General features: G+C 71.3%; 16 protein-coding genes and 1 riboswitch. Of the genes, 4 read left to right on the top strand and 12 right to left on the bottom strand.

The window, feature by feature from the left end; genetic code table 11:
* Nucleotides 1-192: 192 nt before the first annotated feature.
* A complete protein-coding gene (locus RBJ65_RS40320; RefSeq protein ID WP_372341344.1) occupies nucleotides 193-2,235 on the top strand; it encodes a bifunctional glycosyltransferase 87/phosphatase PAP2 family protein in 2,043 nt (680 codons plus the stop codon).
* Here RBJ65_RS40320 and RBJ65_RS40315 read toward each other — a convergent pair.
* Nucleotides 2,193-3,710 (bottom strand): glycosyltransferase family 39 protein, encoded by a 1,518-nt coding sequence (locus RBJ65_RS40315; protein WP_306320833.1) that lies wholly within the window; start codon nucleotides 3,708-3,710, stop codon nucleotides 2,193-2,195. The genes RBJ65_RS40320 and RBJ65_RS40315 overlap by 43 nt on opposite strands.
* Nucleotides 3,711-3,840: 130 nt before the next feature.
* The gene (locus RBJ65_RS40310; protein ID WP_306320834.1) at nucleotides 3,841-5,085 is read right to left on the bottom strand and encodes a cytochrome P450; all 1,245 of its coding nucleotides are present in this window, start codon (nucleotides 5,083-5,085) and stop codon (nucleotides 3,841-3,843) included.
* Nucleotides 5,086-5,353: 268 nt separating this feature from the next.
* Between RBJ65_RS40310 and RBJ65_RS40305 the strand changes: the two genes are divergently transcribed.
* Entirely contained in the window at nucleotides 5,354-6,523 is a 1,170-nt protein-coding gene (locus RBJ65_RS40305) for a steroid 3-ketoacyl-CoA thiolase (RefSeq protein ID WP_306320835.1), read from the top strand.
* Between the two features lie 245 nt (nucleotides 6,524-6,768).
* Here RBJ65_RS40305 and RBJ65_RS40300 read toward each other — a convergent pair whose 3' ends face one another.
* From RBJ65_RS40300 to RBJ65_RS40260, 9 genes are all read right to left on the bottom strand, one after another.
* On the bottom strand, nucleotides 6,769-7,179 hold the full coding sequence (locus RBJ65_RS40300) for a transglycosylase SLT domain-containing protein (RefSeq protein WP_306320836.1): 411 nt from the start codon (nucleotides 7,177-7,179) through the stop codon (nucleotides 6,769-6,771).
* Nucleotides 7,180-7,395: 216 nt separating this feature from the next.
* Nucleotides 7,396-8,244, bottom strand: coding sequence for an ECF transporter S component (locus tag RBJ65_RS40295; protein WP_372341345.1), 849 nt, complete (start codon nucleotides 8,242-8,244; stop codon nucleotides 7,396-7,398).
* Nucleotides 8,241-9,917, bottom strand: a complete 1,677-nt coding sequence (locus RBJ65_RS40290; protein WP_306320837.1) for an ABC transporter ATP-binding protein — start codon at nucleotides 9,915-9,917, stop codon at nucleotides 8,241-8,243. The genes RBJ65_RS40295 and RBJ65_RS40290 overlap by 4 nt, the downstream gene beginning before the upstream one ends.
* On the bottom strand, nucleotides 9,914-11,032 hold the full coding sequence (locus RBJ65_RS40285; RefSeq protein ID WP_306320838.1) for an energy-coupling factor transporter transmembrane component T: 1,119 nt from the start codon (nucleotides 11,030-11,032) through the stop codon (nucleotides 9,914-9,916). Before RBJ65_RS40285 ends, RBJ65_RS40290 begins: the two co-directional genes overlap by 4 nt.
* 4 nt (nucleotides 11,033-11,036) lie before the next feature.
* Nucleotides 11,037-11,753 carry an SCO2322 family protein gene (locus tag RBJ65_RS40280; protein ID WP_306320839.1) on the bottom strand — a complete coding sequence of 239 codons (717 nt, stop codon included), beginning with the start codon at nucleotides 11,751-11,753 and terminating at the stop codon, nucleotides 11,037-11,039.
* A complete protein-coding gene (locus RBJ65_RS40275; protein WP_306320840.1) occupies nucleotides 11,750-12,970 on the bottom strand; it encodes a prenyltransferase/squalene oxidase repeat-containing protein in 1,221 nt (406 codons plus the stop codon). Before RBJ65_RS40275 ends, RBJ65_RS40280 begins: the two co-directional genes overlap by 4 nt.
* 113 nt (nucleotides 12,971-13,083) lie before the next feature.
* A riboswitch (cobalamin riboswitch) is annotated at nucleotides 13,084-13,136 on the bottom strand.
* Between the two features lie 102 nt (nucleotides 13,137-13,238).
* Nucleotides 13,239-14,408, bottom strand: coding sequence for a flotillin family protein (locus tag RBJ65_RS40270; protein ID WP_306320841.1), 1,170 nt, complete (start codon nucleotides 14,406-14,408; stop codon nucleotides 13,239-13,241).
* Nucleotides 14,409-14,422: 14 nt separating this feature from the next.
* On the bottom strand, nucleotides 14,423-14,674 hold the full coding sequence (locus tag RBJ65_RS40265) for a hypothetical protein (RefSeq protein ID WP_306320842.1): 252 nt from the start codon (nucleotides 14,672-14,674) through the stop codon (nucleotides 14,423-14,425).
* Between the two features lie 336 nt (nucleotides 14,675-15,010).
* Nucleotides 15,011-16,105: an MBL fold metallo-hydrolase gene (locus RBJ65_RS40260; RefSeq protein WP_306320843.1), complete on the bottom strand. Its 1,095-nt coding sequence runs from the start codon at nucleotides 16,103-16,105 to the stop codon at nucleotides 15,011-15,013.
* 206 nt (nucleotides 16,106-16,311) lie between these two features.
* Between RBJ65_RS40260 and RBJ65_RS40255 the strand changes: the two genes are divergently transcribed.
* Both RBJ65_RS40255 and RBJ65_RS40250 read left to right on the top strand, forming a co-directional pair.
* The gene (locus RBJ65_RS40255; protein ID WP_306320844.1) at nucleotides 16,312-17,778 is read left to right on the top strand and encodes an aldehyde dehydrogenase; all 1,467 of its coding nucleotides are present in this window, start codon (nucleotides 16,312-16,314) and stop codon (nucleotides 17,776-17,778) included.
* 2 nt (nucleotides 17,779-17,780) lie between these two features.
* Nucleotides 17,781-18,014: a ferredoxin gene (locus RBJ65_RS40250; protein ID WP_306320845.1), complete on the top strand. Its 234-nt coding sequence runs from the start codon at nucleotides 17,781-17,783 to the stop codon at nucleotides 18,012-18,014.
* Between the two features lie 198 nt (nucleotides 18,015-18,212).
* Here the strand turns inward: RBJ65_RS40250 and RBJ65_RS40245 are convergent, their stop codons facing one another.
* The gene (locus tag RBJ65_RS40245) at nucleotides 18,213-18,854 is read right to left on the bottom strand and encodes a TetR family transcriptional regulator (RefSeq protein ID WP_306320846.1); all 642 of its coding nucleotides are present in this window, start codon (nucleotides 18,852-18,854) and stop codon (nucleotides 18,213-18,215) included.
* Nucleotides 18,855-19,014: the final 160 nt, after the last annotated feature.

Here is a 19,014-nt window from a genome sequence, read left to right as displayed (position 1 = left end):
GGTGCTGATGCAAATCTTTGTGATCTATGTCGCGGAACCGGGCCGGTGAAGGTCGGGACGAAGTGGCCGAAGACACTGTCATTCGGTCAAATCCCGGTGGACAGCCAGGTGATGGCGCGGTTGCCTGCGTCTCATAGGGAGTGCGGGTGAATGTCTGGTAACCGGCCGGGTTGGGCGGGAGGTCCGAAAGGCGTGGCGAATGCGCAGCATCGAGGAGGAGCGCCGGGCCCCGCGGATTCGGTGACGGGACGGCTCGGCGTCCTGCTCGCCGGACTGTGGCTGATCGCGGCCGTGCTCGGCGCGCGTCAACTCATGGTGGTGCTGAGCGCCCCTCCGGGGGAGCGGCTCACCGACCTGGAGACATGGATCGGGCCCGAAGGGGTGCTGCACGTCAGCGGCTCCCTGTACGACGCGCCGGACCGGTTCACCGGCACCCCGTTCGCCGGGCTCGTCCTCAAACCGTTGGCGCGCGCCGCCGAGCAGGCCCTCGGCTGGGGCTGGACGTTCGGCTCGCTGGCCCTCGTCGTCGCGCTCGGCGTGGTCGCCGCGCGCGCCCTGCCACCACCCGTCTCCCGCCGTACGTCGCTGCTGGCGGCGCCCGTCGCGATCAGCCTGCTCATGCTGTCGCTGCCGGTCCGCAACACCTTCACCCTCGGCCAGACCAGCATCCTGCCCGTCCTCCTCGTCCTGCTCGGCTGCTTCGCGGTGCGCGGGCAGACCGCCTCCGGCGTCCTCGTCGGAGTCGCCGCCGCGCTCCAGCCGACCGTGCTGCTGTTCGCGCCGCTCCTCTGGTTCACCGGCCGCAGACGCGCCGCCGCCGCGACGGGCGTCACCTTCGCCGCGGGCACCGCGGTCGCCTGGCTCGCGATGCCGCACGACTCCTTCACGTACTGGGTGCACCACCTGGCGGGCACCGGCCTCGCCTCCGACCCGGCGGCGACCGCCAACCAGTCGCTGCACGGCATGCTGCTGCGCCTCGGCCTCGAAGGGCCCCTGGAGATCGCCCTGTTCCTCCTCCTCGGCGCCGCCGTCGCCGCACTCGGGCTGCGCCGCTCCATCGCGTACGCGCGCGACGGGCAACTGCTGCTCGCCGTCGCGATCACCGGCTGCGTCGCGGTCGCGGTGTCCCCGACGACCTGGCAGCACCAGTTGCTGTGGGTGCTGCTCGCGGTCGTCGGCCGGGTGGGCGCCAAGGCGGCCGACCGGCCGGTGTGGCCGATCGCCGTCGTCCTCGTGATGACGCTGCCGACGAAGGCGGTGCTGCCGAACCTGCCCGTTCTCGCACCGGTACGGGACAACCTCATCCTGCTCGCCGTCCTCGCCGCGGCCTGCGCCGTCCCCTTCCTCAAGCGCTCCGACCCGGCCTACCGCTCGGCGCTGCCCACGGTCTACCCGGACCCCGTCCCCGCCCGCTGGTCGTGGGTGCCGCTGCTGCCGGTGTGGCGGCGCGCGCTCGCCCGCCCGAACCTGCTGCTCGAACTGCTCCTCATCCGCGTCGGCTACTCCGCGTACCAGCAGGTCAGGCTCGTCGCGCGCGGCGGCAGGCCGCGCGCGGAGGAGCACGGGGCGCAGGTGCACGCGGTCGAGCGGTTCCTGCACATCGACATCGAGCACTGGGCGAACCATGCGGTGGTCCCGGTGGGATGGCTGCGCGATTTCTTCGACTTCTACTACACGTCCTTTCACTTTGTGGTGCCGCTGGCCGTCCTCGCCGTCCTCTACGTGCGTCGCCCCGCGGACTACCGCTGGGCCCGCGCCTCACTCGGCTTCGCCACCGTCCTCGCCCTCGTCGGCTTCTGGCTGTACCCGCTCGCGCCGCCACGGCTGATGCCGACGCTCGGCTTCATCGACACGGTCCACGGCGTGCAGGACTTCTCGAAGCCGGACTACGGGACGCTCACCGCAGTCACCAACCAGTACGCGGCGATGCCCTCGCTGCACTTCGGCTGGTCCCTGTGGTGCGGCGTCGTCATCGTGCTGCTCGCCCCGAAGTGGTGGATGAAGGCGCTCGGCCTCGTCCACCCGCTGTGCACCGTGTCCGCGATCGTGGCGACGGGGAACCACTGGGTGCTTGACGCGGTGGGCGGGGCGGTGGTGGTGGGGGCCGGGTTCGGGCTCACGTATCTGTTGTCGGGGCCGCGGTCGGTGGTGGCGGCGCGGCCGGCGCCGGTGGGGGAGGCGGAAGGTGCGGGTCAGGGCAGGTGGGGGTCGCGGGGGAGCGTTCCGGAGCGGTGAGGCGGGCAGTGGCCGGGGCGGGCGTAGAGCGCGACGCGCGCCCCGTGGACCGCCAGGACGCGGCAGCGTTGGAAGCGGTCGCGTAGGACGGACCGCTTCACGGCCTCCCGGTCCACCGCGTCGAGCGGCTGCCCCGCCGGGTCCATGAGCGCCACCACCCGCGGCTCCCGCTCCAGGGCCCGCCGGATCCGCGCGGCCGACGCCTCCTCGCCCTGCAAGGTGCCGGACGCGACGGGGGTGCGGGCGAGGGCGACGTCCCGCAGCGCCCCGTACTGGCGGGGGTAGGACATGGCCCATTCGCGGCGCCGCGCGGGTAAGTAGAGGACGGCGTCGCCGGGGCGTGCCACCTCGCGTACGGCGCGGGATATCGCGACGACGTCGTCGAGCCGGCTCTCCGGGGAGCGCGCCGGGGGCGAACCGAGCCACGGCACGGCCCCGATCGCGGCGACCACGGCGAGCGCCGCCAGATCCCGCGCGGCGTCCCTGCGCACCGCCGGCACCGCCCCGATGAGCCGGTCCGCACCGGCGCCGATCAACAGGGCGAGCCCCACCCACCCGTACAGCACATACCGATCGACGTAATACGGCTTCACCAGCGAGACGACCAGCAGGAGCCCACCCGGCACCGCGAGCAGCGGCAGCGCCACCGCCACCGCCGAGAACTCCCGCCGCCGCCCGCCCGCGAGCCGGAACAGCAGCACCCCGGCCCCGCAGGCACCCACGTGGACCGCCCACTCCGCGCCGCTCGGCCGCCCCAACCACACCAATTGCGCCCCCGATTGACGCGCACTGAGCACCGCAAGCGGCGCCACGACAAGCAACACCCCCGCCACGCACCGCCCCCAGGCCACGCGCGCGTACCCGACACCACCGAGCCACAGCGACACTCCGTGCGCCATCAGCACGAGCACGGCGAACTCGTGCAGCACGACCGCCCCCACGAGCAGCCCGCCGTACGCCACCCACCAGCGCGCCCCACCACCTTGAACCGCCCGCACATACGCGTACGTCGCCGCCACGACGCAGGCGCACACGATCGCGTACGACCGGCCCTCCTGCGCGTAGAACCGCACGAGTGGGGTGAGCGCGAAGGCGGCCCCGGCGAGCAGTCCGGCGCGCGGCCCGCACATCCGGGTGGCGAGCAGCGCGACGAGCCCCGCGGCCACGGCCGTCGCGAGCACCGACGGCAGCCGCAGCGCGACGAGGCCGCCCTCCCAGCCGGAGAACACCAGGCGCATAAGGCCGTAGTACGCCCCGTGCACGGCGTCGATGTGCCCGGCCGTCCGCCAGATGTCACCGGCGTCGCGGTGCGCCATCTGGTACGTGACGGACTCGTCGCGCCACATGCTGTCGTGGCGGGTCAGCCCCCACAGTCCGAGGCCGAGCGAGAGCAGCGCGGGGCCGAGGCAGACGCCCCACCGGGCGACCCACGGGGCGGGCCCCCGGTCGCGCCGGGGGCCCTTCTGGTCACCCAAGTCGCCCTGGGAAACGCCGTGTTGGTTCTGTTCTCGAACGTACTCTCGGGCCACAAAGGCCTCATCCTGGCATCAAGGCCGAGAGGAGGCCACCGTTCCGTGTGCCTGCTGCGTGCCTGCTGCGTGCCTGCTACGCCGGGGCGACCTGAAGTTCCTTGACGCCGTTCAGCCAGGCCGCGCGCAGCCGGCGGGGGTCGCCCGCGAGGCGCAGGTCGGGCACGGCGTCGGCGAGCGCGTTGAAGATCAGGTCGATCTCCAGGATCGCGAGGGACTTGCCGAGGCAGAAGTGCGGTCCGCCGCCGCCGAAGCCGAGGTGCGGGTTCGGGTCGCGGGTGATGTCGAAGGTGTCCGGGTTCTCGAAGACCTCCGGGTCGTGATTGGCGGAGGAGTAGAAGAGCCCGACCCGGTCGCCCGCCTTGATCTTCCGGCCGCCCAGCTCGGTGTCCTGGGTGGCGGTCCGCTGGAAGGAGACGACGGGGGTCGCCCAGCGCACGATCTCCTCGGCGGTGGTGCTCGGCCGCTCCCGCTTGTAGAGCTCCCACTGGTCGGGGTGGGTGAGGAAGGCGTGCATGCCGTGGGTGATGGCGTTGCGGGTCGTCTCGTTGCCCGCGACGGCGAGCAGGATCACGAAGAAGCCGAACTCGTCGGAGGAGAGATTGCCGTCGTCCTCGGCCGCGACCAGCTGGGTCACGATGTCCTGGGCCGGACACTTCTTGCGGTCGGCCGCGAGGTTCATCGCGTAGCCGACGATCTCCATGGCGGCCTCGGCGCCGATCTCCTCGGTGATCGCGTACTCCGGGTCGTCGTACGCCACCATCTTGTTGGACCAGTCGAAGACCTTGGCGCGGTCCTTCTGCTCGATGCCGATGAGCTCGGCGATGGCCTGCAGCGGCAGCTCCACGGCGACATTCGTGACGAAGTCGAACGAGCCGCCCGGGCCCGCCTGTTGGACCGCCTTGGCGACGATGTCGCGGGCCCGGTTCCTGAGCTTCTCCTCCAGGGACCGGATGGCGCGCGGCGTGAACCCGCGCTGCACGATCTGGCGCACGCGCGTGTGCTCGGGCGGGTCCATGTTGAGCATGATCATCTTCTGTACGTCGATCTGGTCGCGCTCGATCGACGAATTGAAGCGGATCACGGCGGTGTTGGTGTTGGACGAGTAGAGCTCCGGGTGCGTGGAGACGTATTTGACGTCCGCGTGGCGGGTCACGGCCCAGTAACCGGAGTCGTCGAAGCCGGAAATGCCGGTCTCCTGCTCGATCCAGCGGACCGGTTCGGCCTGCCGGAGTTCGGCGAACTCCGGGTGCGGTATGCGGTGTTGGAGGAGGTCGGGATCGGTGAAGTCGAACCCGTCGGGCAGCGCGGGGCACGGCATGGGGTCACTCCCGTGGTGGTCTCACGAGCGGTCTGACGAGCCGTCAGTTATGGCTTGGAAGGTAATAACGGGTTCTAGAAGTAGCAAGGCCCGCGTCCGTGTTGGTTCGGTGCGATGTGCGTGCACGCCCCTTGCGTACCGGGGGTAATGGCCCTGAGACTGCAAGCAGAACTGGTACGCGTTCTAGTTTCGTGCGCGCCTCGCATGCCGGGGGAGTCTGTCCAGTTCTGATCGTGCTGGTCCGGGAATCCTGGAGAGGACGTAGGTCATGGCAGCCGAGCCCGTCATCGTCGAAGCCGTACGCACCCCGATCGGCAAGCGCGGCGGCGCGCTGGCCAACCTTCATCCCGCCTATCTGCTGGGCGAGACGTACCGCGAACTCCTCGGCCGCACCGGCATTCAGCCGGACTGCGTCGAGCAGATCGTCGGCGGTACGGTCACGCACGCGGGCGAGCAGTCCATGAACCCGGCGCGTACGGCGTGGCTCACGATGGGCCTGCCGTACGAGACGGCCGCGACGACGGTCGACTGCCAGTGCGGGTCCTCGCAGCAGGCCTCGCACATGACCGCGAACATGATCGCGGCGGGTGTGATCGACGTGGGCATCAGCTGTGGCGTCGAGGCGATGTCACGGGTGCCGCTGGGGTCGGGGTCGAAGCACGGGCCCGGTAAGCCGTTCCCGGACGAGTGGAACGTGGATCTGCCGAACCAGTTCGAGGCCGCCGAACGCATCGCGCGCAAGCGGGAGTTGAGCCGGGAGAACGTCGACTCGCTGGGCCTGATATCCCAGGAGCGGGCCGCCACCGCCTGGGCGGAGGAGCGCTTCAAGCGGGAGACCTTCGCGGTGCAGGTGCCCACGACGGAGGCGGAGCAGGCGGCGGGGCAGGGCATGTGGCGGCTGGTCGACCGCGACGAGGGTCTGCGCGACACGACCATGGAGGGCCTCGCCGGGCTCAAGCCGGTCATGCCGACCGCCGTGCACACGGCGGGCAACTCCTCGCAGATCTCCGACGGGGCGTCCGCGATCATGTGGGCGTCGAAGCGGATGGCGCGGGCGCTGAAGCTGAAGCCGAGGGCGCGGATCGTGGCGCAGGCGTTGGTCGGGGCGGACCCGCACTACCACCTCGACGGGCCGGTCGATGCGACGCGGGCGGTGCTCGGTAAGGCGGGCATGTCGCTGAAGGACATCGACGTCGTCGAGATCAACGAGGCGTTCGCCTCCGTGGTGTTGAGCTGGGCGCAGGTCTTCGAGCAGGACCTGGAGAAGGTCAACGTCAACGGTGGTGCGATTGCCCTTGGCCACCCGGTGGGCGCCACGGGGGCGCGGTTGATCACGACTGCGTTGCACGAACTCGAGCGCAGGGACAAGGAGTTCGCGCTCATCACGATGTGCGCGGGCGGGGCGCTGTCGACCGGGACGATCATCCAGCGGTTGTAGGGCGTGACCCTTGCCGATCAAGCCTCCGCGGCGATTGAGCGGCGGGGTCCGGGGCAGCGCCCCGATCTTTTCAGCCTCTGCGGCGTTTGAGCAGCGGGGTTTGGGCAGCGGGGTTTGGGGCGGAGCCCCAAGGCCTCGGCCCCGGACCCCGCTGCTCAATCGCCGCAGGGGCTTGATCTACCCACCCGCACCGCAGGGGCTGGAAATGGGGCGGAACCGGAGACCGGTCGGGCGCCGGAGGCGGTTTAGTACCAGCCGTTGGCCTGCCAGTGGTCCCACGCGCCGCACGCGCTGCCGTAGCGGTCGTTCATGTACTTGACGCCCCACTCGATCTGCGTGGCCGGGTTCGACTTCCAGTCGGAGCCGGCGGACGCCATCTTGTTGGCGGGCAGCGCCTGCACCAGGCCGTACGCACCGGTGGACGCGTTCGTCGCGTTCGGGTTCCAGCCGCTCTCGTGGGACACGATCTTGTCGAAGCAGCTGAACTGGGCCGAGTTCGAGATCTTCTGCTGGGCGATGGCCTTCGCCGAGCCCGACGTCGACGCGGCCTGGGCCGGGGCCGAAGCGAAGAGGAAGCCGGTTGTGGCGGCGGCGAGGGTGACGCCGGCGATGGCCTTCTTCGGAGTGGCGATGCGGCGCAGGAGCGTGGCGGACAAAACGGAAACCTTCCGTGGGGGGCAGGGGGTGCAGGGCGTGGTGCCGTGCGGTTGCTCCACAGAAACAGGCCGGGCAGGGCGAAAGCAATGTGTGCATTTACTAAGGGAAGTCAGACTGTGTAAGGAATGGGTTAAATGTCCGTTGTGAGGGTCGGGGAGGGGGAGGTGCGGGACTACGGTCCCGGTTAGTACGTGACGTGGGTCATGTGGGGGGCTTCACGCCCGCCGGCCGTCGAATGTGACCTGCGCCTCGAAGGCGGCCCGCCGCGTCGCCCGGCGCAGCGCCTTGAGGACGGCGCCGCCGACGACCAGCGTCAGGACGACCGTGAGCGCGGCACGCCCCAGGTCCCAGCCGAGCGAGGTCGCCGTGCAGTAGGCGAGGAAGCGGGCCAGGTTCTCGTGCAGCGCGGCGTCCGGCTGGTACGCCACGGAGGAGGCCAGCGCGTTCATGAACGGCCAGCCCGCGAGGTTCATGATCGTGCCGTACGCGAACGCGGCGAGGAAGCCGTACGCGGCGAGCATGAGCCGTTCGGCCCGGCCGCGCAGGGCGTGCGGCCCCGGCAGCAGCCCCGCGCCCATCGTGAACCAGCCCATCGACAGCATCTGGAACGGCATCCACGGCCCCACGCCCCCGGTCAGCAGCGCCGAGGCGAACATGCTGAGCGAGCCGAGTACGAAGCCGAAGCCGGGGCCGAGGACCCGGCCGCTCAGCACCATAAGGAAGAACATCGGCTCGATGCCGGCCGTGCCCGCACCGATCGGGCGCAGCGCCGCCCCGGCCGCCGCGAGCACGCCGAGCATCGCCACCGCCTTCGGGCCCATGCCGGACTCCGAGATCGTGGCGGCGACCACCGCCACGAGGAGGACGAGCAGCGCGGCGAAGAGCCAGGGCGCGTCCTGCGCGTGCGCGTTCACCTCGGAGCCGGGCCCTGTGATCAGGGGCCAGCCGATGCCGACCACGCCGACCGCGCTGACCAGGAGCAGCGCGGCGATGGAGCGGGGGCCGAGGCGGACGGGGTTCGCGCGGCCCGTGTGGGGTGGCGTCATCGGTGCGGGTGCCGTCATGACAGGGCCGCCTGGACTTCGGAGACCGTGAGCCAGCGCTGCGGCGCCAGGATCTTCGCGACCTGCGGGGCGAAGGACGGGGACGACGTGACGATGTCCGGGGTGGGGCCGTCCGCGACGATCTCGCCCTCGGCGAGGATCGCCACGCGGTGCGTCAGCTCGGCCGCCAGTTCCACGTCGTGCGTCGCCATGACGATGGCGTGGCCGCGGGATGCGAGTCCGCGCAGGATCGTGACCAGGCGGGACTTCGCGGCGTAGTCGAGGCCGCGGGTCGGCTCGTCGAGGAGGAGCAGCGGCGGGGCCGCGGTCAGGACGATCGCGAGGGCGAGGGTGAGGCGCTGTCCCTCGGAGAGGTCGCGGGGGTGGGTGTCGTCGGCGATGCCGGGGAGGAGGTCGGTGAGGAGGGCGCGGCAGGTGCCGGGGGTGGCGGACGCGTCCTTGTCGGCCGCCGCGCATTCGGCGGCGACCGTGTCCGCGCAGAGGAGGTCGCGGGGTTCCTGGGGGACGAGGCCGACCTTGCGGATGAGGTCGGCGGGGGTGGTCTTGTGGGGGGTGGCTTCGCCGACCTTGGCGGTGCCGGAGGTGGGCTTGATGAGGCCGACGAGGGTGGAGAGGAGGGTGGATTTGCCGGCGCCGTTGCGGCCCATGAGGGCGAGGACCTCGCCGGTCGTGACCGTGAGGGTGATGTGGCGGAGGGCCTCGATGCGGCCTCTGCGGACGCCCAGGTTTCTTGTTTCGGCTAGAGGTGTTGCGGTCGCGGGGCTCCGCCCCGGGCCCCGCTGCTCAATCGCCGCAGGGGCTTGATTGGGCGGAACCGTCGCAGGGGCATGAGGAGCGGGACGCTCGGCCGGGGCTTGATTGGCCAGTTGTTGTCTCAAGGTGGAGGCCGCTCGGCGGGCGTTTCGCACCGTCAGGGGGAGTGGGTCCCAGCCTGCCAAGCGGCCCAGGCCCACCACTGGGGGGTAGACCGGGGAGACGGCCATGATCTCGGAAGGGGGGCCCACCAGGAGCGGTTCGGACGCGCCCGGCAGCAGTGCCACCTGGTCCGCGTACTGGATGACGCGTTCCAGGCGGTGTTCGGCCATGAGGACGGTGGTGCCGAGGTCGTGGACCAGGCGTTGGAGGACGGAGAGGACCTCTTCCGCGGCGGCCGGGTCGAGGGCCGATGTCGGTTCGTCGAGGACGAGGACCTGGGGGTGCGGGGTGAGGACGGAGCCGATCGCGACGCGTTGTTGCTGGCCGCCGGAGAGGGTGGAGATGGGGCGGTTCCGGAGGTCGGCGAGGCCGAGGAGGTCGAGGGTTTCCTCGACGCGGCGGCGCATGACCTGGGGGCTCAGGCCCAGGGACTCCATGCCGTACGCGAGTTCGTCCTCCACCGTGTCCGTCACGAAGTGGGCGAGCGGGTCCTGGCCCACCGTGCCGACGACATCGGCGAGTTCGCGCGGCTTGTGGGTGCGGGTGTCGCGGCCCGCCACCGTGACGCGCCCGGCCAGCGTGCCCCCGGTGAAGTGCGGGACGAGCCCGCTCACCGCTCCGAGGAGTGTTGATTTGCCGACGCCGGACGGGCCGGCCAGCAGGACCAACTCGCCCTCGGGTACGTGGAGGTGGATGCCGTGGACGGTGGGGGACGGCGCGCCGTCGTACGTCACGGAGACGTCCTCGAAGCGGATCATGACGACGACGCCTCCGTCGGCTTGTCGGGAACGGGTGCGATGAAGGCCGGGAGCAGGCCGAGGAGGATGCCCGCCGCAGGCCACAGCGGAAGGGTCGGGGCCGAGAGGGGGACGACCGGGGGCTGGAGCGCCGCCGGGTCGTGGGCGCCGGTCCAGATCATGAGCGCCGCCGCCGTCGCCCCGGACGCCGCCACCAGCCAGGCCCGTACGCCCCACACGTCGGGGCGGTAGCGGGTGCGGACCGTGCGGCGGCCGCCGAGCCAGAGGCCGCCGAGGGCCGCCGCGACCCCCGCGAGCAGCACCGGCAGGCCGTATCCCGAACCCGAGGAGGCGAGCAGTCCGTACGTTCCCGCGCACACGCCGACCAGGCCGCCCAGCGTGAGCGCCGCCGTGGTTCTGCGGACGGCGGGCGGCACCTCGGCGGTGCGGCCGTAGCCGCGTGCGTCCATGGCCGCGGCGAGTGCGACCGAGCGTTCCAACGCGCCCTCCAGGACCGGGAGTCCGACCTGGAGGAGGCCCCGCAGACCGCTGTCCGGGCGGCCGCGAAGGCGGCGCGCCGCGCGCAGCCTGCGGACGTCCGCGACCAGGTTCGGGGCGAACGTCATCGCGACGACGACCGCGACCCCGGCCTCGTACAGCGCGCCAGGAAGCGACTTGAGGAGCCGGGACGGGGAAGCGAGGGCGTTGGCGGCGCCGACGCAGATGAGGAGGGTGGCCAGCTTCAGGCCGTCGTAGAGGGCGAAGATCAGGCCTTCCAGCGTCACCGGGCCGCCGATGCGGACCCCCTGCGCCCAGTCCGGGAGCGGGACTTCGGGGAGCGTGACCAGGAGGTGGGTGCCGGGGATCGCCGAGCCGAGGAGCGTCGCGAAGACCAGGCGGATGCCGAGCACGGCCAACGCCAGCTTCACGAACGCCCCGTACGAACGCGCCCACGGCGCCTCGGTGCGGCGCGCCGCCACCACGTACCCGGCGACGCCGATCAGCAGCGCGAGCAGCAGCGGGTTCGTGGTGCGGGACGCGGCCGTGCCGAGGCCGAGCGCCCAGACCCACCAGGCGCCCGGGTGCAGGGAGTTGGAGCGGTGGGCCCGAGGGGCGGCCAGCGTACGAGCGGACACGGGGTCAGCCGCGGCGGCGGCGCGCCTGCACGACCGCCGCGACACCGAGCACGGCGACCACGGCGACACCGGCGATGAGGCCGACGGAGGGGCCGCCGCCGGAGTCCGAGTCCGAGTCCGAGTCCGAGTCCGAAGCCGAGTCCGAGCCGGAGTCCTGTGAGGCCGGCTTCGAGGGATTGGACGACGACACCTGTTCGCCGCAGCCCGACTTCGGATAGCCGGAGATCGCGCACAGCATCGCGCTGCTGTCGTAGCGCAGCGGCTTGGCGACGGAGGCGAGCGCGTCGGCGCTCGTCGCGTCCTCGTCGACCTGGGCGCACGCGGTGCGCGGCTTCGGCGGGGTCTCGCCCGACGGGGCGTCGGCGGCCGTGCCGGGGTCGATGACGAGCGCGATCCGCTTCTGACCGCTCTTGGCGGACGTATCGGAGCAGACGGCGTCGAAGTCGGCGGCGCCGCGCGGCTGCTTGGCGTCCTTCGAGTCCTCGCTCACCGCGAACCGGAAGCCCTGGACGTCGCCGTCGGACGGCTTGGTCTGGGAGGGGCCCGAGGTCGCGTACGTCCATGCGTTCCGGGAGCCGTCGTGCTCCCAGAACGACCAGTAGCGGTAGCCGGCGGCCTGCGCCGGGGCGACGCTGACGGCGAGCAGCGAGACAGTCGAGACCGTCGAGACCAGTGCGACCAACAGGCCGAGCGCGAGCCCGGCGGGCCTGCGGGCCGTCACGGCTGCTGCTTCTTGCGGCCGCTGAACAGGAAGCCCGCGCCCACGGCCGCGATGAACATCACGCCGATGATCCACCAGTTGGGGCCGTCACCGCCGTCGTCCTTCTTCTCGTCGGAGGCGGACGCCTTGGTGGAGGCGGGGTCCGGGCCCGTCTTGTTCAGGGCGGCGACGAGGTCCGTGCCGCCGAAGTCGCGCGGGTCGTTGCCGGTCGCGTGCGCGGCGAAGATCAGCTCGGCGTAGGCGGCGGGGCCGGTCTGCGCGGCCCAGTCCTTGGCGTTCTTCTCCAGCCAGGTGTACGGGTCCTTCGTGTACTTGGTGCCCTCCGCCGCGGCGACGGCGGCGATCGCGTCGGCGGTGTTGCCGTAGTCGGGCTGGTCGGCGGCGCCTGCCAGCTGGGACTTCAGGTACAGGCGGGGCTGGAGCTGGTTCTGGAGGTAGACGGCGGCGTTGTGGGCCACGGAGTCCGCACCCTTGCCGTCCTCGCAGGTGTACGAGTCCGGGGCCGTGCCCTTGTCCGGGGCGAAGCCCGTGCCGAGGGCGCCGAGCACTCCGGCGGCGGTGGCGTCGGCGTTCGCTTCGAGCTTGCCCTTCTTGTCCGGCTGGTAGGCGAGGGCGCCGCCGTCCTTGCCCTTCGAGCAGGGCAGGGCGAGGTCGGCGAGGGCGTCGGTGCCCGAGTTGCCCGGTCCCGACTTCACCTCGGCGGGCTTCTCGCCGGCCTCGGCGAGCGCGCCGATGGCGACGGACGTGGAGTTCGCGTCGCTGGCCATGCCGGGGCTGTAGCCCCAGCCGCCGTCCCCGTTCTGGTTCTTCTTCAGCCAGTCGACGCCCTTGGCGACCTCGCCGTCCCGGCCGCCGACGGCGGCGAGGGCCTGGACTGCGGCGGCGGTGCTGTTGCTGTCGATCTTCGCCTTCTTGTCGCAGGCCTTGCCCGGTTCGGCGCGGAACGCGGCGAAGCCGCCGTTCTCGCACTGCTGGCCCGCCAGCCAGTCGACGGCTTTCGCGGACGGCTTCACGCCCACGGTGTCCTGCGCCACGAAGGCGAGGGACTGGCGCCAGACGCCGTCGTACGTGGGGTCGCCCTTGCCGTAGAGGCCGGAGGGGACGACCACCTTCGGAGAAGGCTTGGGGGAGGCACCGTCCGCGAACGCGGTCTGCGCGCTCACGGCGCCGATCGCGACGGTCGCGGCGACGAGCGCGGCGCTGCGGCGAATGTTCATGGTGGCGCGGGTGCCTCTCCCTGTGGGGAGCGGGGCGGCCACGGCACACGGGGGTGCCGGGCGGCTCCGGCTCCGTATTCCTCGACGGTCCTGAGCCGAGCGCGTACGTATGAGGCATTCCGGCTGTCACGGTTGCGGGTCAGCGCCGGGTTTGCACCGGCTTCCCCTCGTACGTACGTACTGACGACCTCCTTACTGTACCCGGCGACGTGGTTGCGGCCCGGGGCTCTGCCCCGGACCCCGCTCCGCAATCGCCGGAGGGGCTTGATCAGCCGATGTTGACCGGGCCGTCGTCCCCGCCCCCGCGCGGAGCGGCCACATAGCGTTCGATCGCGGAGCTGACGCCGCCGTCTCCGTCCTCGCCGCCGAGGTTCTTGCGGACCGAGTCCAGGATGGTGAGGCCCTGGCCGACCAGGCCCGCCGCGATCTCGCCGAGGCCGTCCGCGCCGTTGAGGACGTTGACGTTCGCGCCGGAGAGGCCGGCGGAGGCCTCCTTCACGATCTGGGGGAGCTGGTCGATGAGCATGCGGTCGAGGGCGACGCGGTCGTAGGAGGCCGCGGCCTCCGCCTGGATCTTCATGCGCTCGGCCTCGGCGAGGGCGAGCACGCGGATGCGTTCCGCGTCGGCCTGGGCGGGCTTGACGACCTCGGCGATGAGCTGCTTCTCGCGCAGATCGGCCTGTTTCAGGGCCAGTTCGGTCTGGGCCGCCAGGACTTCCTGCTGGGCGTGGGCGAGCGCCAGCGGACCCGCCTGATCGGCCTGCGCCTTGGCGCGGTCGACCTCGGCGTTGTACTCGGCCTGCACGATCGCGGTCTGTCGCGCGTACTCGGCCTGCTTGCGGGTCGCCGCCTGCTCGGCCTCCGCCGAGGCCTGCGTGGCCTGCGCCTGGGCGATCTGGGCCTGCCGTTGGATGGCGGCCTTGTGCGGGCGGGACATCGCCTCGATGTAACCGGTCTGGCCGTCGTCGATGGACTGGATCTGCAGCGAGTCCACGTGCAGGCCGATCTTCGCCATCTCGGCCTTCGACGTGTCGAGGACCTCCGTGGCGAGCTTCTGACGCTCGGTCACGATCTCCTCGACCGTCATCGAGCCGATGATCGAGCGCAGGTGACCGGCGAAGATCCGGCCGGTCAGGACCGACATCTGGTCCTGGTCGGAGAGGAAGCGCTGACCGGCGTTGACGATCGACTCGTGGTCGTTGCCGACCTTGAACGCGATGACCGCGCGCACGGTGAGGGCGATGCCCTGCCGGGTCACGCACTTCTCGACGACCTCCGCCTCGCTCATCGCGAGCGACAGGAAGCGGGTCTTGCGCAGTACAGGGAGCACGAACTTCCCGTGCCCGGTGACGACGCGGAACGGCGCTCCCCCAAGTCCCCGCCTGCCGCCCGAGATCAGCATCGCCTCGTCGGGTGCGGGAACGCGATATCCGAACATGCCTGTACGTCTCCTTAGCGGGCGTCGCCGCCTTCTTCGCCGGAGGAGAGCAGAGGGTCGGACCAGGCCATGACCACGACCTGGCGGTAGCCGCGGGATTCGATCACGAGCACGGTGGCGCCCCGTGCCAGGGGCTCGTCGGAGTACGCGAGAAAGGTCTCGGTTCCGCCCCTGACCTGCACCAACACCTCACCCGGACCGTCGGCCCCACGTGTGCCGACGACCAGCTTCCCCGTACGGCCGACCACAGCCTCGTCCGGCGTCATCGGCGGGCGCCCCCTTGTCGTTCCAGCTCGTGCGAGCTCTTGGGGCCTGAAGATACGCCCGTGTGGGCGGCTCTTCCATCAGGGCGCGGCAAAGATCCTCCGGAGGCGTGAGTCCCGTTTCGCGGTACCGGTGTTGCGGTCGCGGGGCGCTGCCCCGGGCCCCGCTCCTCAATCGCCGGAGGGGCTTGAATTGCCGCACTGGTGTTGCGGTTGCGGGGCGCTGCCCCGGGCCCCGCTCCTCAATCGCCGGAGGGGCTTGAATTGCCGCACTGGTGTTGCGGTTGCGGGGCGCTGCCCCGGGCCCCGCGCCTCAAGCGCCGGAGGGGCTTGATGGGGTCAGTCGTTGGAGGGGCTTGGATTGGTTGCCTGGTAGGTGGCTGGGGTGGTGCCCGGGAGCTGTTCTGCGCGGCCTGATTTCTCCAGGTGGCGGAGGTGGGCTTCCGCTTCGGAGACCGCGATGGTCCGGGAGCCGTAGGGGATTTGGGCCCAGGGGCGGTTCCACTCCATGCGTTCGGCGAGCTGCCAGGGGGTGAGCGGGGTGGAGAGGAGGGTGAGGAGGTCGGTGAGGCGGGCCTCGTGGTGGGTGAGGAGGTCGCGGACCCGGGCGGGGGTGTCGGCGAAGGGGTGCTGGTGGGCCGGGAGGACCTCGGCGGGGTCGAGGCGGCCCACGCGTTCGAGGGAGTCGAGGTAGTCGCCGAGCGGGTCCGTCACGGTGGCGTCGTCCGGGTCCTCGTACAGGCCGATGTGCGGAGTGATACCGGGCAGCACGTGGTCGCCGGAGAAGAGGCGGCCGTGGCCGGAGAGGCCCGCCGGGTGGTCCTCCTCCAAGTGCAGGCAGACGTGGCCGGGGGTGTGGCCCGGCGTCCAGATCGCGCGCAGCCTGCGGCCCGGCAGGTCGAGGAGGTCGCCGGGGGTGATGGTGCGGTCGGGCAACGCCGGGGCGAAGCCGGGGAGTTCGCGCGGCTTGCCGGAGTCGCGGGCCGCGATGAGCGGGGCGATGTGCTCCTCGGGGGCGCCCGCCGCGACCAGCTTCCGCACCATGTACGCGTACCAGCGCGCCGGCTTGTTCTCGCGCGTGCGCCGCACCACCGCCGCGTCCGCCTCGTGCATCGCGATCCAGGCGCCGGACGCCTCCCGCACCTTCGCCGAAAGCCCGTGGTGGTCCGGGTGGTGATGGGTGATCAGAACACCGGTGAGGTCGGAGACGCTCGTGCCGCAGGCGGCGAGGCCGGCCGTCAGCGTGTCCCAGGACGTCGGGTCGTCCCAGCCGGTGTCGACGAGGACGGGGCCCGCGTCCGTGTCGACCAGGTAGACGAGGGTGTAGCCGAGCGGGTTGTCGGGGATCGGCACGCGGATGCTGTGCACACCGCCGCGGTGATCGGTCACCTGCGCCGTCTGCGCCGCCCCTGTCGTCCCTGCCGCCTCTGTCATCGGGCTCCCTCCGCCGAGCCGGCCGATCCAGCCGAACTTCCGCCACTGTACGGGAACTTGTAGAACTCGTTTCAATGGTCGCCCGAGCGAACCTTGCGGCACCCCGTGGGGCCCCGTGGGACCCCGCAGAACCCTTCCGGATCACAACTAGAACTGGTATCAGTTCTGAAACACCGTCAGAATTGTCGTGCGTGAGGATGCCAGCCATGACCGAGCTCGTGGAACACGGACAGCTGTTCATCGGCGGGGAGTTGACCGACCCGCTCGGCAAGGACGTCATCGAGGTCGTCTCGCCGCACACCGGCGAGGTCTTCGGCCGGGTGCCGCACGCCGCGCCCGCCGACGTCGACCGCGCCGTCGCCGCCGCCCGCCGCGCCTTCGAGGAGGGCCCCTGGCCGCGGATGAGCCTCGACGAGCGCATCGAGGTCATCACCAAGATCAAGGACGCCTTCGCGGTCCGGCACGAGGAGATCGCCCGCGTCATCAGCCAGGAGAACGGCACCCCTTACACCTCCAGTGTCATGGTGCAGGCGCTCGCCGCGATGATGGTCTGGGACTCCGCGATCAACATCGCGCGCGACTTCACGTACGAGGAGACGCGCGACGGAGCCCTCGGCAAACTCCTCGTACGCCGCGAGCCGGTGGGCGTCGTCGCGGCCGTGGTCCCGTGGAACGTCCCGCAGTTCACCGCCGCCGCGAAGCTCGCGCCCGCGCTGCTCGCGGGGAACCCGGTGATCCTCAAGACCTCGCCGGAGACGCCCCTCGACGCGTACCTCCTCGCCGAGATGGCCGTCGAGGCAGGGCTCCCGGAGGGCGTGCTCTCGATCCTTCCCGCCGACCGCGAGGTCAGCGAGTACCTGGTCGGGCACCCGGGGGTGGACAAGGTCTCCTTCACGGGGTCGGTCCCCGCGGGCAAGCGGGTCATGGAGGTCGCCTCGCGCAACCTCACCCGCGTCACCCTCGAACTCGGCGGCAAGTCCGCGGCGGTCGTCCTGGAGGACGCCGACGCGCAGGCCGCCGTCTCCGGCATCGTCCCCTTCGCCTGGATGATCAACGGGCAGGCGTGCGTCGCGCAGACCCGCATCCTCGTCCCGCGTTCGCGCTACGACGAGTTCGCCGACGCCTTCGCCGGTGCGGCCCGTGCGCTGAAGGTCGGCGACCCGCTCGACCCGACCACCGAGGTCGGCCCGCTCGTCGCCAAGCGCCAGCAGCAGCGCTCCCTCGACTACATCCGCATCGGCCAGGAGGAGGGCGCCAAGATCCTCACGGGCGGCGGGATCCCGAAGGGCTTCGAGCAGGGCTGGTACGTCGAGCCGACGCTCTTCGGCGACGTCGACAACTCCATGCGTATCGCCCGCGAGGAGATCTTCGGCCCGGTGATCTGCCTGCTGCCGTACGGCGACGAGTCCGAGGCCATCAAGATCGCCAACGACTCCGACTACGGCCTCAGCGGCAGCGTATGGACGGCCGACACGGCGCACGGGGTCGACGTCGCGCGGCAGGTGCGTACGGGCACGTACAGCGTGAACACGTTCAGCCTCGACATGCTCGGGCCCTTCGGTGGCTACAAGAACTCCGGTCTGGGGCGGGAGTTCGGGCCCGAGGGGTACGGGGAGTACTTCGAGCACAAGATGATCCACCTGCCCGCGGGCTACGAACCGGAGGCGAGCTGACCATGGGTGACCGCTGGCATGTCGAGGTCGACCGGAGTGTGTGCATCGGCTCGGCGATGTGTGTGAACACCGCGCCGGACGAGTTCCGGCTCGACAGCGCGAGGCAATCGCATCCGACGGAGGCGGAGGCCGACGCGAACGAGAGGATTCTCGCGGCGGCGGAGGGCTGCCCAGTAGAGGCCATCACGCTCACGCTGGCCGCTACGGACGAGGTCGTCTTCCCCCCGGAGGACTGACGGTTCCGCCCATTCGAGCCTCCGCCCGTTCAAGCCTCCGCGGCGATTGAGCGGCGGGGTCCGGGGCAGCGCCCCGGGAGCGCAGCCCCGTCCGGGGCCGAGGCCTTGGGGCTCCGCCCCAAACCCCGCTGCTCAAACGCCGCTGCTCAAACGCCGCAGGGGCTGAAAAGATCGGGGCGCTGCCCCGGACCCCGCCGCTCAATCGCCGCAGGGGCTTGAATTGCCCGCCGGAGGGGTGGTCAAGGTGATGAGGCGGCAGACCATTTCGATGTCGATCTTGACCTGGGCGATGGAGGCGCGACCGGAGAGCCAGGTGATGAGGGCGGAGTGCCACGTGTGCTCGATGACCCGGACCGCCGAGAGTTGCTCGGGGGACGGGTCGTCGAGGCCCATCGCGTCGAGAATGATCGCCGTGGTCTGCCGCGAGACCTGGTCCACCTCGGGGCTCACGCTCCGGTCCGCGAAGGTCAGCGCCCGCACCATGGCATCCGCGAGATGAGGCTCCCGTTGCAGCGCGCGGAACGCCCGCATCAACGTCTCCGCCACCCGCTCCGCCGGCCCCTCCCCGGCCGGCGGCCGCTTCCGCACCGTGGTGTGCATGTGCTGGAGCTGGTCCTGCATGGTGGCGACGAGGAGGTGCACCTTGCTGGGGAAGTAGCGGTACAGCGTGCCGAGCGCGACCTGGGACGACTCGGCGACCTCCCGCATCTGTACCGCGTCGAACCCGCCGCGCGCCGCGAGCTGCGCGCTCGCGTGCAGGATGCGGCGGCGTCGGGCCTCCTGACGCTCGGTGAGCGCCGGGGTCGAGCGGGTGGTGGTTCTGGCGTCCGGAGCTGTCATCAGAAGCTTTCCGTGTCCCGTGGAGCCCGCCGTGGCGTGAATCACCTGATCCACCCCTTACGGCCCGGCTACCAGCCGGTAGATTCGATGCTCTTGAACGATCAAGTCTGAAACTTGTTCTAGATTAGCGTCCCCACGTAGTGTCCACGGGCAAGCAGGA

Origin of the sequence: Streptomyces sp. KL109B, assembly GCF_030766935.1 — a bacterium.
Taxonomy (GTDB): domain Bacteria; phylum Actinomycetota; class Actinomycetes; order Streptomycetales; family Streptomycetaceae; genus Streptomyces.
The sequence above is the reverse complement of the archived record's forward strand: the minus strand, read 5'-3'. Positions and strand labels throughout refer to the sequence as shown.